Origin of the sequence: Bacillus sp. NP247, from assembly GCF_018966865.1 — a bacterium.
Classification (GTDB): domain Bacteria; phylum Bacillota; class Bacilli; order Bacillales; family Bacillaceae_G; genus Bacillus_A.
The window spans coordinates 4878330-4893662 of the sequence record NZ_CP076653.1; the positions used below are offsets into that span (position 1 = coordinate 4878330).

At 35.7% G+C, this 15333-nt stretch carries 11 protein-coding genes and 1 pseudogene; 9 read left to right on the top strand and 3 right to left on the bottom strand.

Annotated elements, in window-relative coordinates:
• The first annotated feature begins 236 nt into the window (after positions 1–236).
• Complete coding sequence (locus KPL75_RS25405) at positions 237–2732, top strand: transglycosylase domain-containing protein (RefSeq protein ID WP_219918317.1); 2496 nt, start codon at positions 237–239, stop codon at positions 2730–2732.
• Positions 2733–2814: 82 nt separating this feature from the next.
• Here the strand turns inward: KPL75_RS25405 and KPL75_RS25410 are convergent, their stop codons facing one another.
• On the bottom strand, positions 2815–3093 hold the full coding sequence (locus KPL75_RS25410) for a hypothetical protein (RefSeq protein ID WP_002136183.1): 279 nt from the start codon (positions 3091–3093) through the stop codon (positions 2815–2817).
• A gap of 238 nt (positions 3094–3331) precedes the next feature.
• On the opposite strand from KPL75_RS25410, the gene KPL75_RS25415 reads away from it, so the two are divergent.
• The 8 genes and pseudogenes from KPL75_RS25415 (at position 3332) to KPL75_RS25445 (ending at position 13033) form a co-directional block, all read left to right on the top strand.
• Complete coding sequence (locus KPL75_RS25415) at positions 3332–4477, top strand: MFS transporter (RefSeq protein WP_219918318.1); 1146 nt, start codon at positions 3332–3334, stop codon at positions 4475–4477.
• A 15-nt stretch (positions 4478–4492) separates the two neighbouring features.
• Positions 4493–4765: pseudogene (locus KPL75_RS27575) on the top strand (HesB/YadR/YfhF family protein).
• A 415-nt stretch (positions 4766–5180) separates the two neighbouring features.
• A complete protein-coding gene (gene mmgD / locus KPL75_RS25420) occupies positions 5181–6302 on the top strand; it encodes a citrate synthase (RefSeq protein ID WP_219918319.1) in 1122 nt (373 codons plus the stop codon).
• Positions 6303–6400: 98 nt separating this feature from the next.
• Complete coding sequence (gene prpD / locus KPL75_RS25425) at positions 6401–7837, top strand: 2-methylcitrate dehydratase (RefSeq protein WP_219918320.1); 1437 nt, start codon at positions 6401–6403, stop codon at positions 7835–7837.
• 18 nt (positions 7838–7855) lie between these two features.
• The gene (gene prpB, locus KPL75_RS25430; RefSeq protein ID WP_219918321.1) at positions 7856–8764 is read left to right on the top strand and encodes a methylisocitrate lyase; all 909 of its coding nucleotides are present in this window, start codon (positions 7856–7858) and stop codon (positions 8762–8764) included.
• Between the two features lie 155 nt (positions 8765–8919).
• Positions 8920–10629, top strand: a complete 1710-nt coding sequence (locus KPL75_RS25435; protein WP_219918322.1) for an acyl-CoA dehydrogenase family protein — start codon at positions 8920–8922, stop codon at positions 10627–10629.
• A gap of 16 nt (positions 10630–10645) precedes the next feature.
• On the top strand, positions 10646–11536 hold the full coding sequence (locus KPL75_RS25440) for an NAD(P)-dependent oxidoreductase (protein ID WP_219918323.1): 891 nt from the start codon (positions 10646–10648) through the stop codon (positions 11534–11536).
• Between the two features lie 36 nt (positions 11537–11572).
• Positions 11573–13033: a CoA-acylating methylmalonate-semialdehyde dehydrogenase gene (locus tag KPL75_RS25445; protein ID WP_219918324.1), complete on the top strand. Its 1461-nt coding sequence runs from the start codon at positions 11573–11575 to the stop codon at positions 13031–13033.
• Between the two features lie 107 nt (positions 13034–13140).
• Here KPL75_RS25445 and KPL75_RS25450 read toward each other — a convergent pair whose 3' ends face one another.
• Both KPL75_RS25450 and KPL75_RS25455 read right to left on the bottom strand, forming a co-directional pair.
• The gene (locus KPL75_RS25450) at positions 13141–13773 is read right to left on the bottom strand and encodes a LysE family translocator (protein WP_219918325.1); all 633 of its coding nucleotides are present in this window, start codon (positions 13771–13773) and stop codon (positions 13141–13143) included.
• A gap of 195 nt (positions 13774–13968) precedes the next feature.
• Positions 13969–15021, bottom strand: coding sequence for an enoyl-CoA hydratase/isomerase family protein (locus KPL75_RS25455; RefSeq protein ID WP_219918326.1), 1053 nt, complete (start codon positions 15019–15021; stop codon positions 13969–13971).
• Positions 15022–15333 lie beyond the last annotated feature (312 nt).

Below are 15333 nucleotides of genomic sequence, written 5' to 3' on the forward strand. Positions count from 1 at the left end.
ATACGAGGTATTAAAATTCACTTCTTACATTCTATGCTTTAAGGGGCGGTATTATTAGAAAAAAATAGAGGTGAATATAGTTTGTATAAGAAGTATTCCAAAATTTATAATCTGTGAATTGGGAAAATATTGAATGCTTCCGGTTAATAAACTTTCTAAATATAAGTATATTTGTGAAGGTGACCTCAATATTTTATGTAAATCAACGGGAGAATTGAAAGGCAGGAGAAAGTAACATGTCAGAAAATTATCGTTCTCGAGAGGAACGACGACAAGTTCAAAAGAAAAAACAGCCAGCTTCTAAAAAAACAAAACCAAAAGGTAAAACATCGTTTTTTCGTAAATTTTTAATCAGTTGTTTACTACTTGGTATTGTAGGTTTAGTGGCAGGGGTTGCTACCTTTTTCGTTATGATAAAGGATGCGCCAAAACTTGAGAAATCAAAACTTGTTAATCCGTTATCCTCAAAAATTTATGATAAAGACGGGAATTTGGTATATGAATATGGGAAAGAAAAGCGAACGAATGTTACGTATGATCAAATTCCAAAATTAGTAGAAAATGCATTTTTAGCAACAGAAGATGCACGTTTTTACGAGCATAGCGGGGTAGACTTTAAAGGTACTGCCCGTGCGGTTTTAGTCAGTCTTAAAGGAGATTATGGCTCTCAAGGTGGAAGTACGATAACGCAGCAAGTTATTAAAAATTACTTCTTATCGATGGAAAAAACGTCAAAGCGTAAGGTTCAGGAAATATATTTAGCGTATAAGCTAGAACAACAATATTCAAAACATGAAATATTAGAGATGTATTTAAATAAAATTAATTTAGGTAATCGTTCATATGGAATCGCAACAGCAGCGCAAAACTACTACGGTAAAGAATTAAAAGATTTAACATTACCAGAAGTTGCGATGCTTGCCGGTTTGCCGAAAGCACCGAATAACTATGATCCAACGAAAAAAGAAAATGTCGAAAGGGCAACAGAAAGAAGAAATACTGTACTAAACTTAATGAATCGACATGGTTATATTACAAAGGCAGAAATGGAAGAAGCATCAAAAGTTCCAGTAACAGATGGGCTTAAGACTGTAACTGAACAAACAATGCCATATCCTGCATTTATGGATGCGGTTGTGAAAGAAGTAGAAAAAGAATTACCAGATGCTAATATTGGTTCTGATGGTTTAGAAATTTATACAACGTTGGATCCAAAAGCACAGAAATTGGCTGATAATATTTTAAATACAAATATTATTGATTATCCAAATGATAAATTCCAAGGTGCTTTCACATTTATGGATACAAAAACAGGGGAAGTTCGCGCTATAGGTAGTGGGCGCGGTGAAAATAAAGCAGTATTTAAAGGGCATAATATGGCGATTGAATTAGATCGTGCAGCTGGTTCGACAATGAAGCCAATCTTTGATTACGGTCCTGCTATTGAATACTTAAAATGGTCTACTTATCATCAAATTGACGACTCTCCATTTAAGTATTCAACTGGACAAGAAGTGCGAAATGCAGACAGAAGTCATTTAGGCCCAATTACAATGCGTGAAGCATTAAAAATGTCGCGAAATGTTCCGGCAATTAAAACTGCAAAAGAAGTCGGAAGTAGTAAATCAAAAGACTTCTCCGAGAAGTTAGGTATTACATTAAAGCAAACGCCGGATGAATCTACAGCTATTGGTACAAATGAAGTATCGCCAACTGAAATAGCTGGTGCTTATGCGGCATTTGGTAATGATGGTAAGTATACAAAGCCGCATTTTGTTAAGAAAGTAGTTTATCCAGACGGCAAGTCACAAAGTTTTGGACAAAAACCAAAATCAGTTATGGCGGATTCTACAGCATATATGATTACTGATATGCTTCGTTCAGTAGTGACATCAGGTACTGGTACAGCGGCAAATGTGGGCTCTTTAGATGTAGCTGGTAAAACAGGTACAACTAACTATTCTTCAAAACAACTAGCACAATATGGAATTCCAGAAAGTGCAACTCGTGATAGTTGGTTTGCAGGATATACACCGCAATATACGATGGCAGTATGGACTGGATATATGAAAGATGGTAAAAATGAGTATATTAGTAGTAAAAATACGAAAATTGCACAGTTGATCTTTAAAGAAATGATGAGCGAGATGGCTACAGATAAATCACGCTTTAAAATGCCAAGTAGTGTTATTCAAGAAGGTAGCGAGTTACGTATAAAAGGTGAAAAACGTGATTCATCTCCAAATACTAGCGTACCGGATACAACGGAACAACCAAAACAAGATCAACAGCAAAAAACTGAAGAAGAGAAAAAGCAAGAAGAATTAAAGAAACAGGAAGAACTTAAGAAACAAGAAGAGCAAAAGAAACAAGAGGAACTTAAGAAGCAAGAAGAGCAAAAGAAACAAGATGAACAGAATAAGCAAAATGAACAAAACAATGGAAATGGTCAAGGAACGCCAACTCCACCAACCACTGGAGGTGGCCAAGGAACGCCAACTCCACCAACCACTGGAGGTGGTCAAGGAACTCCACCACCACCAACTACAGGAGGTGGTCAAGGAACGCCAACTCCGCCAACCACTGGAGGTGGCCAAGGAACGCCAACTCCGCCAACCACTGGAGGTGGCCAAGGAACTCCACCACCAACCACTGGAGGTGGCCAAGAAACGCCAACCCCACCAACTACTGGCGGGAACACAGGAGAGGCTCCTTCCAATAATGGACAATAAATAATGCATTTTAAAAGCACCAAAGGTACCGGGAAAAACGGTTTCTTTGGTGCTTTTTGTATTATAAAGAGTAATATTATTTTTAAATATTAAAAGTACCATAGAAATTTTGAAAGTAAATTGATGGGAAATGATAAAAAATTTGAGTTGGCGGTATTGGATAACTAGGGCCATAAAAAGTAGTACTACTCGGGTGTGTACCATGATGCCAAAATGAAGGGGTGACTTGGTCAGTCGATTGATATTGTTGCCAAGCGGCAGGAAGTTCGATACCAACATCAGAACTAGCTGTATGAACGGCAGGAACATGTATTGAGGGAGCTGCTGGGACAACGGCGGTTATTCTTGGTGATACCCACATGAAAACGATCACTCCTAAGTTTCAATGATAAAGTAGTATATTCTTTTAATACTTATTAAGGTACACATAGATAGGACTTTTGGTTAAAACATACGTACAAAGTCGTAAGACCAAAACGAATTGAGGATAGACCATTTATTATGAAAAGATACGTCTATTAGCGGAGGGCAAGGGAACATGAAAAATATACAATTGATGTGTTGATTGCAATATTTTACGTGTTTATGGAGGAATTTTAATGGAACGATTATGGACGAAATCATTTATTCAAATGACTATCGCAATGTTATTTTTATTTACAGGGTTTTATTTACTTGTTCCAACGCTCCCGCTCTTTATTAAAGAGATTGGTGGAAATGAATCACAAGTTGGGCTGATGATGGGAATGTTTACGATAGCCGCAGTTGTAATACGACCGATTATTGGAGGTATGTTAGATCAATATGGTAGAAGATCTTTTATTATTTTCGGACTCATCTTTTTTGGGATAACGATGTATTCGTATAATTTAGCATCAACTATTGTCCTTTTAGCTGTTTTACGTGTTATTCACGGAGTGACATGGGCCGTTTCTACAACAGCTGTTGGGACAGCGATAACTGATATTATTCCAGATTCACGCCGTGGTGAAGGTATGGGCTGGTATGGGATGGCGATGACAATTGCGATGGCAATCGGCCCGATGATTGGATTATGGGTTGTACAAAATTATTCATTTCATGGCCTATTCTTATTAGCAACTCTTTTATCCTTTATGGCAGTCATATTATCGTTAATAACGAAAATGCCATTCACGCCACAAAAAGAAAAAGGGGAAATTCAGCTGTTTGAAAAATCCGTTTTATCAATAACGATTGTTGTTTTCTTTTTATCATTTGCATACGGAGGCATAACAACGTTTTTACCGTTATTTGCATCATCAATTGATGTGAATCCTGGAACATTTTTTCTTGTATATGCAATTGCTTTAACAATTGTACGTCCGATTTCAGGGAAATTATTAGATAAGTATGGAGAAGTATTTATCATACTCCCGGCACTATGTATTACTATTTTAGCTATAGTTGTATTAACCATTTCAAATAGTTTAATGGGTGTAATTATCGCAGCGGTATTATACGGTGTTGGATTTGGTTCAGCGCAGCCTGCTTTACAAGCAGCGATGCTTACAATTGTTGCTCCGAGTAAAAGAGGAGTTGCTAACGCTTCATTCTTTACCGCATTTGATTTAGGTATTGGATTAGGTGCGATTTTACTTGGATTTGTTTCACAAGTATTTGGTTACCGTATTTTATTCGCAGGTAGTGCAATTTCAGGATTAATAGCTTTAATTATATTTGTCATTTTTGTAAAACAACGATTTGGCAAAAAGGATTTTGCGTAAACAGGAGGAGCGAAGATGAAAATTTCAATTGATCATGATGCTCTACAATGGTTTAAGGAAGAATTGCGTATAAAGCATGATGAATCTATTCGATTTATACAGCTATTTGCGAGCCCACCTCAAAATTCAGCCCGAATATTCTTTAGGGATTTTTTCTGAGAAATCAGATGGGGAAATAGTGTCAGTTGAGAAAGACGGTAGTTTATTTTTATAGATTTTGATGATCTTTCGTACTTTCAAAACTATGAATTAGTTGTAAGCTATCATAAAGAAACGGAAGAAATTTAATTTAATTATGTAAAATAATAATTTTATTAAAAATAAATAAATTTTATATAAGAATTATATTTATGGGAGTATGAAATAAATATAATAAAAAATCGAGCTGTGCATGAGTGCAGCTCGGTTTTTTATGTTTGTTAAAGAAAAAGGGATTAAAGGTATATTTAGTCGGATTATATGGATAATTGTTATATTTCGTTTTGAAAAATATTAAAAGGATGTCTGTCCTTTCTTTATAAAAGATGAAAGTTATTTTTGAAAAATTGTATTATTACATCGGTAAAAGTATAGGAAACTTATCATTATAAAATAAATTGAAATCTTCTAAAAACTCTGATACATTGAAATAGAAATGTAGTTTCACAGTAATGTAAAGGCTTACAGTTATGTGCACGAAGATCTATTAGGATTGGAGGAAATAATGATGAAAGCTGAAGAAAAATTTTCCCCGGGATTAGATGGTGTAGTAGCAGCGGAGACGAAAATTTCGTTTCTTGACACAGTAAAAGGTGAAATTGTAATTCAAGGGTATGATTTAATCGAACTCTCAAAAACAAAAGAGTATTTAGACATTGTGCACCTTTTATTAGAAGAACATCTACCGAATGAGGATGAAAAAGCAACAATTGAAAAGAAATTAAAAGAAGAATATGCAGTGCCAGAAGGTGTATTCAACGTGCTAAAGGCATTACCTAAGGAAACGCATCCTATGGATGGGTTACGTACAGGTGTATCTGCATTAGCTGGTTACGATAGTGATATCGAAAACCGCTCGTTAGAAGTGAATAAAAGTCGAGGGTACAAGCTTTTAAGTAAAGTGCCAAATATTGTAGCGAATAGCTATCATATTTTAAATAATGAGGAGCCAATTCAGCCCCTGGAGGAATTGTCATATAGTGCGAATTTCTTCTATATGTTAACTGGTAAAAAACCAACTGAACTTGAGGAAAAGATCTTTGATCGTTCCCTTGTTTTATATAGTGAACATGAAATGCCAAACTCTACATTTACAGCGCGTGTAATTGCGTCAACACAATCGGATTTATACGGTGCTCTAACAGGTGCAGTTGCATCTTTAAAAGGAAGTTTACATGGTGGCGCAAATGAAGCGGTTATGTACATGCTTTTAGAAGCTGGCAATGTTGAGAAATTTGAAGAACTATTACAGAAGAAACTTTATAACAAAGAAAAAATTATGGGCTTTGGACATCGCGTATATATGAAGAAGATAGATCCAAGAGCACTTATGATGAAGGAAGCTTTAAAACTGCTTTGTGATGTAAAAGGCGATTATACACTATATGAAATGTGTGAAGCTGGAGAGAAGATTATGGAGAAGGAAAAAGGCATTTATCCGAATCTTGATTACTATGCTGCTCCAGTATATTGGATGCTTGGTATTCCAATTCAACTTTACACACCAATCTTCTTTAGTTCTAGAACAGTAGGGCTATGTGCACACGTAATTGAGCAACATGCGAACAATCGTTTGTTCCGTCCACGTGTAAATTATATTGGCGAGCGACATGTATTTAGTAAATAAAAACAACTGGGGAGTTGTTAGCGCCGCCCGCCAGATGGGTGTTTGACCGACACCCATCATTAATAATAACGAATTTTCGACAGAAAGGGAAGAATAGCATGATTAAAACAAATGAAATTAAACAAAAAGATGCATTATTAGAAGAAATTACGGATTATGTATTAAATAAAGAGGTTACAAGTGCAGAAGCATTCAGTACGGCCCGCTACGTATTACTTGATACACTTGGATGTGGAATTTTAGCACTACAATACCCGGAGTGTACGAAATTATTAGGACCAGTTGTACCAGGAACAATCGTGCCAAATGGTACACGTGTACCAGGAACATCTTATGTGCTAGATCCAGTAAAAGGCGCATTTAATATCGGATGTATGATCCGTTGGTTAGACTATAACGATACTTGGCTTGCAGCAGAATGGGGACATCCATCTGATAACTTAGGCGGAATTTTAGCAGTAGCAGATTATATTAGCCGCGTTCGTATTTCAGAAGGAAAAAAACCATTAAAAGTACGTGAAGTACTAGAAATGATGATTAAAGCACATGAAATTCAGGGTGTACTTGCTTTAGAAAACAGCTTAAATCGTGTTGGTCTTGACCATGTATTATATGTAAAAGTAGCAACAACTGCAGTAGTTGCGAAAATGCTTGGCGGAACGCGTGAAGAAATCTTTAATGCATTATCACATGCGTGGATTGATAATTCTAGTCTTCGTACATATCGTCATGCTCCAAATACTGGTTCACGTAAATCATGGGCAGCAGGAGATGCGACGAGCCGCGGTGTTCATCTTGCAATGACTGCTTTAAAAGGTGAAATGGGTTATCCAACAGCTTTATCTGCACCAGGATGGGGATTCCAAGATGTGTTATTTAACAAGCAAGAATTAAAATTAGCAAGACCACTAGAATCTTATGTAATGGAAAATGTATTATTCAAAGTGTCATTCCCAGCAGAATTCCATGCACAAACAGCTGCAGAATGTGCTGTGAAATTACATCCGGAAATTAAAGAAAGATTAGATGCAATTGATCACATTACAATTACAACTCATGAATCAGCAATTCGTATTATCGATAAAGAAGGTCCATTAAATAACCCAGCTGATCGTGATCATTGTTTACAATACATTACAGCAATTGGTTTATTAAAAGGAGATATCGTTGCGGACGATTATGAGGATGTAGTAGCAAATGATCCACGTGTAGATGAATTACGAAATAAGATGGTTGTTGTTGAAAACAAACAGTACAGTTTAGATTATCTTGACCCGAACAAGCGCTCAATCGCCAACGCTGTTCAAGTTCATTTTAAAGATGGTACTGTAACAGAAAATGTGGAATGTGAATACCCACTTGGTCACCGTTTCCGTAGAGATGAAGCGATTCCAAAAGTTGTTCAAAAATTCACTGCAAATATGGCAGGTCATTATTCTAGTAAGCAACAAGAACAAATTCATGAAGTTTGTTTAAATGAAGAAAAACTAGAAAATATGAATGTAAACGAATTTGTAGATCTATTCTTAATTTAATAATAGGGGGAATTTAGAATGGCTTGGGTTGTGAATAAACAGTCAACACAAGAGGAGCTTGCGAATGGCTTCCGAGCTTTAGTAGAAGCAAATGAAATTTTGCAAATTCCAGGTGCTCATGATGCAATGGCGGCTCTTGTTGCGAAAAATACAGGTTTTTCAGCTCTTTATTTATCGGGAGCTGCTTACACTGCAAGTAAAGGTCTACCAGATTTAGGTATCGTGACATCTACTGAAGTAGCTGAAAGAGCAAGAGATCTAGTTAGAGCTACAGATTTACCAGTTCTTGTTGACATTGATACAGGATTTGGTGGAGTACTAAACGTAGCGAGAACAGCTGTAGAAATGGTAGAGGCAAAAGTAGCGGCTGTTCAAATTGAAGATCAACAATTACCAAAGAAATGTGGACATTTAAATGGTAAGAAACTTGTTACTACAGAAGAATTAGTTCAAAAAATTAAAGCGATTAAAGAAGTTGCACCAAGCTTATATATTGTAGCACGCACAGATGCACGCGGTGTAGAAGGACTAGATGCTGCGATTGAAAGAGCGAATGCATATGTTAAAGCAGGTGCAGACGCAATTTTTCCAGAAGCGCTTCAATCGGAAGAAGAATTCCGTTTATTTACTAGCAAAGTGAATGCATCTTTACTAGCAAATATGACTGAGTTCGGGAAAACACCATATTATAGTGCTGAGGAATTTGCGAATATGGGCTTCCAAATGGTTATTTACCCTGTAACTTCACTTCGAGTTGCTGCGAAAGCGTATGAGAATGTGTTTACTTTAATTAAGGAAACAGGTTCTCAAAAAGATGCACTTTCTAATATGCAAACGAGAAGTGAATTATATGAAACAATTTCATATCATGACTTTGAAGAATTAGATACTGGTATTGCAAAAACAGTATTATCTGAAGATCAATAGGTAGAACAACTAAGGCGATGAGAATACATCTTTGGCAAAACGAACTGCTTGATGTGAAAATTCATCGCCTTCTGTTTTCAATAATAAGATATTCCACTCATCGTAGACGAGCATATGCAAAGAGCAATGAAGGCCGAAATGATAGGGGGATTCAGATGGAGAAAACGAAGTTACCTTGGGATGAATTTTTTTCACTCAATAAAGATGTGAACAATACTTTCTTTACACCAGAAGATTTTTCAGGGGATGAAGATTTAATTGCAAAAACGACTGAACAATTCGTTAAACAAGAAATTGTTCCACAAATTGAGAACATTGAACAACATAATTATAAAGTTTCTCGTCAATTATTTGAGAAAGCTGGAGAACTTGGATTATTAAGTATCGAGGTCCCAGAAGAATACGGTGGGTTCGAGTTAGGAAAGGCCGTTTCAGGGCTTGTAGCAGAGAAAATGGGATACGCTGGTGCATTTAGCGTTTCATTTAATATACATGCTGGTGTAGGTACATTGCCTTACATATATTACGGAACGAAAGAACAGAAAGAAAAATATTTGCCAAAAATCGCATCAGGAGAATGGATTGGTGCTTATGCTTTAACTGAGCCAAATGCTGGTTCTGATGCATTAAGTGCAAAAACGAGTGCAGTATTGAATGAAGATGGTACAGCTTGGAAGTTGAATGGTGAGAAGCAGTGGATTACAAATGCTCATATGGCAGATGTATACGTTGTTTTTGCGAAGACAAATAAAGGAATGACAGCGTTTATTGTCGAAAGAACATGTGAAGGTGTATCAATAGGACTAGAAGAAAAGAAGATGGGGATTAAAGGTTCTTCAACAGCGACGCTTATTTTAGAAGATGTTGTCATCCCGGCTGAAAATGTTTTAGGGGAAGTTGGGAAAGGTCATCACGTAGCTCTTAATATTCTTAACTTCGCTAGGTTGAAACTTGCTTTTGGAAATATTGGAACAGCAAAACAAGCAATCGGTTTGTCAGTTCAATATGGAAAAGAACGAAAACAGTTCCAAACTGAATTAGTGGACTTTACGATGATTCAAGAGAAAATTGCCAATATGATTATTTCTACATATGGAGCAGAAAGTGCAGCTTACCGCACAGCAGGTGTAATTGATGAAGCAATTCATGAGAGTGATGAAGATCTTATGAAAAAAATGTCCCAATTTGCAATTGAATGTGCACTTAATAAAGTAAATGCTTCTGAAACACTGGGCAATATTGTAGATGAGGCTGTACAAATTCATGGTGGATACGGTTATATGCAAGAGTACGAGGTAGAACGTTTATATCGTGATGCTAGAATTAGTCGTATTTTTGAAGGAACGAACGAAATTAACAGATTAACAGTTGCCAAAATGTTAATGAAACAAATAGAGCAAATAGAAGAGCATGAAGTAGAAAGTGATATGGAAAATGTAGAAAGAAACCATCGTTACATTTTATTAGCGAAAAAATTGTTGAAACAATCTTTGAAAACGCTCTCTAAAACTCCGGACTTAAAAATTGATCAGGAGCAAGAATATTCACGTGTATTATCAAATATGTTGACGGACGTGTACGTCATGGAATCAGCATTTTTACGTACGAGGAAAGCAGTTACTAAAAATGGTGAAGAAAGAGAGCGTACGAAGCAAATGATAACAGATGTTATTTGTGAAGAAGGATATCGTAAAGTAGAAGAAGCTGCGATTTCCATTCTTTCAGCAGCTGTCGCAGAAGAACAAGATAGAAGTGTAGTTTTAGCTGAAATCCGTCAATTATTAGTGCCTTTATACACGAACTTATTTACGAAAAAGAGAGATATTGCGAAAGCTATTATAAATCGCGGAAAATATATTGTGTAAATAGGAGGAAAGCGATATGAAAAAGATTGGTTTTATCGGTTTAGGTAACATGGGTCTTCCAATGTCTAAAAATTTAGTTAAATCAAGTTACACAGTATACGGAGTGGATTTGAATAAAGAAGCTGAAGCTTCCTTTGAAAAGGAAGGCGGAATTATCGGTTTATCAATTTCGAAACTAGCAGAGACATGTGATGTGATTTTTACAAGTTTACCGTCACCTCGTGCTGTTGAAGCAGTATATTTTGGAGCAGAAGGGTTATTTGAAAATAGCCACTCAAATGTAGTTTTAATTGATACAAGTACAGTATCTCCACAGTTAAACAAACAGTTAGAGGAGTCGGCGAAGAAAAAGAAAGTAGACTTTTTAGCAGCACCTGTTAGTGGTGGGGTAATTGGTGCAGAAAACCGTACATTAACGTTTATGGTTGGTGGATCGAAAGAAGTATATGAAAAAACTGAATCTGTCATGGAAGTACTTGGAGCGAATGTTTTCCATGTTAGTGAGCAGATTGATAGTGGTACAACTGTTAAATTAATTAACAATCTATTAATTGGTTTTTATACAGCTGGTGTGAGTGAAGCTTTAACATTAGCTAAAAAGAACAATATGGATTTAGATAAAATGTTTGATATTTTAAATGTAAGTTATGGCCAAAGTAGAATTTATGAGCGTAATTATAAAAGTTTCATTGCATCAGAAAACTACGAGCCAGGCTTTACTGTAAATCTATTAAAGAAAGATTTAGGCTTTGCGGTTGATTTAGCTAAGGAAAGTGAACTCCACTTACCAGTAAGTGAAATGCTATTAAACGTATATGAAGAAACGAGTAAAGCAGGATATGGTGAAAACGATATGGCTGCTTTATATAAGAAAGTTAGCGAACAATTAATTTCTAATCAAAAATAATAGACTTATATACATCATAAAAAAGGAGAGAATATAATGATTACAACTGAAATTAAACGAGTAAAAAATCATATTAATGGTGAGTGGGTTGAATCAACAGGTACGGAAGTAGAAGCAGTTCCGAATCCAGCGACTGGAAAAATTATTGCTTACGTTCCACTATCTCCAAAAGAGGATGTTGAAAAGGCTGTTGAAGCTGCAAAAGCGGCATACGAAAAATGGTCTAAAGTACCAGTTCCGAATCGTTCAAGACAATTATATAAATATTTACAGCTTTTACAAGAAAACAAAGATGAGCTTGCAAAAATCATTACACTTGAAAACGGTAAAACACTAACGGATGCAACTGGTGAAGTGCAGCGTGGTATTGAAGCAGTAGAACTTGCAACATCAGCACCAAATTTAATGATGGGACAAGCTCTTCCGAATATTGCTAGTGGAATTGATGGATCGATTTGGCGCTATCCAATCGGAGTTGTTGCTGGTATTACACCGTTCAACTTCCCGATGATGATTCCATTATGGATGTTCCCACTTGCAATTGCTTGTGGTAATACATTCGTATTAAAAACATCTGAAAGAACACCGCTTTTAGCAGAGCGACTTGTAGAGTTATTCTATGAAGCTGGTTTTCCAAAAGGGGTATTAAATTTAGTACAAGGCGGAAAAGATGTTGTAAATAGCATCTTAGAAAATAAAGATATTCAAGCTGTTTCGTTTGTTGGCTCTGAGCCAGTGGCACGCTACGTATATGAAACTGGTACAAAAAATGGTAAACGTGTACAAGCGTTAGCAGGTGCGAAAAACCATGCGGTTGTTATGCCAGATTGCAACCTTGAAAAAACTGTACAAGGTGTAATTGGGTCTGCGTTCGCAAGTAGTGGAGAGCGCTGCATGGCATGTTCAGTAGTAGCAGTAGTAGATGAAATTGCTGATGAATTCATTGATGTATTAGTAGCAGAAACGAAGAAGTTAAAAGTAGGTGACGGTTTCAACGAAGATAATTATGTTGGACCATTAATCCGTGAATCTCATAAAGAACGTGTTTTAGGCTATATTAATAGTGGTGTAGCAGATGGAGCAACATTATTAGTAGATGGTCGTAAAATTAATGAAGAAGTTGGAGAAGGATACTTTGTTGGTGCAACAATCTTTGATGGCGTAAATCAAGAGATGAAAATTTGGCAAGATGAAATTTTTGCTCCAGTATTAAGTATTGTAAGAGTAAAAGATTTAGAAGAAGGTATTAAGGTGACAAATCAATCGGAATTTGCAAATGGTGCGGTTATTTATACGTCAAATGGTAAACATGCACAAACATTCCGTGATAATATCGATGCTGGTATGATCGGTGTAAACGTAAACGTTCCAGCACCAATGGCATTCTTCGCATTTGCAGGAAATAAAGCTTCCTTCTTTGGTGATTTAGGTACAAATGGTACAGATGGCGTTCAATTCTATACACGTAAAAAAGTTGTAACTGAGCGCTGGTTTTAATAGAGAGTAGAGGGATTGTTTCCTCACAATTAATTAGTAGCCTAGACCAGTCAAATAAATTGTTAAATGAAAAACACCACTTTGAAGATGTGGTGTTTTTCGTCTTGTTAATTACTTTTTTCAAAAGCTAGTTTAATACCAAAACCAATTAAGACGATTCCTGTTAACCCTTGAATATAACGTTGCGTCTTCGGTTTTTTCATAAAAGTACTAATTTTATCAATTAAAAATATATAAAAAGCGAACCATATAACTGTTAAAATGAGATAAGTAAGGCCCATTACGAGAAGTTGGATAAACGTATTATGAGTTGGATTTAAAAATTGCGGTAAAAAAGTTAAAAAGAAGACTGCAATTTTAGGGTTTAATAAATTTGTAAGAAACCCTTGGCGAAAACAAGAAGTATGCTCGTTTTCATTATTCAAAGATATATCGTTCGTATCAACGCCTTCTTTGTTTCTTACTGCTAAAAGGGCTTTAATACCAATATAAATTAAATATAGAGCTCCAACGTACTTGAAAATAGAGAATAAAAGAGCTGACTTTACAATAAGTGCGGAAAGTCCGATTACTGCTGCTAACGTATGAATCAAAAGTGCAACACATGTACCGAACACTGTTTTCACCCCGCCCACCTTACCGGCAACTAATGTGTTTTTCGTGGCCATTGCTGTATCTGGACCGGGTAAAATAATAAGAAAAATGGACATAATGATGAAAAGAAAAAAATTTTCAATCATAGTCGCTCCTCCTTTTTTTATTTTTAGAATATTCGATTAAAAATAGTGTAGCACATATTTTGATTTAATAAAATTAAATTTTATTAAAAATTATTAAATAGGAAAGAGGTTATATAGTCGCGTAATTACACGACCATATAGCCTCAGGTTTATCCCGTATGAATGGGGATGTTACCCATTTATTAAATTTTCACTTTATGCATTAAGTAAGTTAAAGAATCGATTTACATCTTCTTCTGAAACATCACTTAACTGCTTATATTTATAATTCGGATTTTGATCTTTATCAACGACAACAGAGCGTACTCCTTCGAAGAAATCTGCATGTCTCATGAAGTTTTTAGCAAGTACAAGGTCGGTAGCGAAACATTCTTCAACGGACTTATCTTGTCCATCAATAAACTGTTTTAATGTTACTTTTAACGAAATAGGGGATTTTGATAATAGCATTTCTTTCGTTTTTAAAGCAAAGGAACCTTGATCTTTCTCCAATGAATGGATGATTTCTTCAATTGTATCGAATGCAAAATGTGAATTCATTTCTTCTAATGTAGGAGCAAGTTCGCTCTCTAAGCTTGGAGCAGTTGCAAATGTACGAATGACTTCTTTTAAATTAGTATGTACATCATCTTTATGCCAATTTATACTTTCCAATTCAGTAAGGAAATTTGGTAATGAATCAGATGTCATAAAGTAATCAGCAGCGTTTATAAATAATACGTCAGATGCTTTTAAAATAGATGCCGTTAAAGCAACATAGCGGCCAGCAAACCCTGGAGCTTTATTTAAGAAATAAGCAGCACCGACGTCTGGGAAGAAGCCGATATTCATTTCTGGCATTGCCCATTTCGTACGCTCAGTTACAATTCGATATTTCGCACCATTTGTAAGACCGACACCACCGCCCATTACAATTCCATCTAAACAAGCGATGATCGGTTTTTTATATTGATAAATATATGTATCAATTTCATACTCTTCTTCAAAAAAACGTTCCGCATGCTGCAATGCAGCTTCATTTGAACGTGCTTCATAAAGAGTTTTAATGTCGCCGCCTGCACAAAAACCTTTTGTGCCAGCTCCTTTTAATACGATAAGCGCAATTCGCTCATCATTTTCCCATTCTTTCAGTTTTTGCCCAATTGGTTGTAACATGTCATAAGATAAAGAATTAAGTGCTTTTGGGCGGTTTAAAGTAATTGATGCAACGCCGTTTTCACTAACAGAAAATAAAACGTGTTCAGTCATAATTCATCCTCCCTTACATATCTTCTTATTCTTAATTCTTGATATGTACTGAAATGTCCTTTATAAACTTTGTCTAAAGTTGGCGATACATGTTAATTTGCCCAATGCATATTTTGACGAGTTATATTTGCAGGATTTCGGAGGTTGAAAATGAATATTACAACATTACTGTAATTGTAATTATTTGAAGTTATCATAATAAACGCGCTATTATATAGGTGTAAATTGTACATAATCACTTCAAAAAGGGTATTTGAAATGATTATGATGAAAGAAAAATTGCTTTTCATTAGAAATAGAGAAAGGAGAAAT

Bases quoted from the DNA above. Each gene is read 5' to 3' on its own strand.
- KPL75_RS25405 (WP_219918317.1), top strand. From the start codon at position 237: ATGTCAGAAAATTATCGTTCTCGAGAGGAACGACGACAAGTTCAAAAG.
- KPL75_RS25410 (WP_002136183.1), bottom strand. From the start codon at position 3,093: ATGTGGGTATCACCAAGAATAACCGCCGTTGTCCCAGCAGCTCCCTCA.
- KPL75_RS25415 (WP_219918318.1), top strand. From the start codon at position 3,332: ATGGAACGATTATGGACGAAATCATTTATTCAAATGACTATCGCAATG.
- mmgD (WP_219918319.1), top strand. From the start codon at position 5,181: ATGATGAAAGCTGAAGAAAAATTTTCCCCGGGATTAGATGGTGTAGTA.
- prpD (WP_219918320.1), top strand. From the start codon at position 6,401: ATGATTAAAACAAATGAAATTAAACAAAAAGATGCATTATTAGAAGAA.
- prpB (WP_219918321.1), top strand. From the start codon at position 7,856: ATGGCTTGGGTTGTGAATAAACAGTCAACACAAGAGGAGCTTGCGAAT.
- KPL75_RS25435 (WP_219918322.1), top strand. From the start codon at position 8,920: ATGGAGAAAACGAAGTTACCTTGGGATGAATTTTTTTCACTCAATAAA.
- KPL75_RS25440 (WP_219918323.1), top strand. From the start codon at position 10,646: ATGAAAAAGATTGGTTTTATCGGTTTAGGTAACATGGGTCTTCCAATG.
- KPL75_RS25445 (WP_219918324.1), top strand. From the start codon at position 11,573: ATGATTACAACTGAAATTAAACGAGTAAAAAATCATATTAATGGTGAG.
- KPL75_RS25450 (WP_219918325.1), bottom strand. From the start codon at position 13,773: ATGATTGAAAATTTTTTTCTTTTCATCATTATGTCCATTTTTCTTATT.
- KPL75_RS25455 (WP_219918326.1), bottom strand. From the start codon at position 15,021: ATGACTGAACACGTTTTATTTTCTGTTAGTGAAAACGGCGTTGCATCA.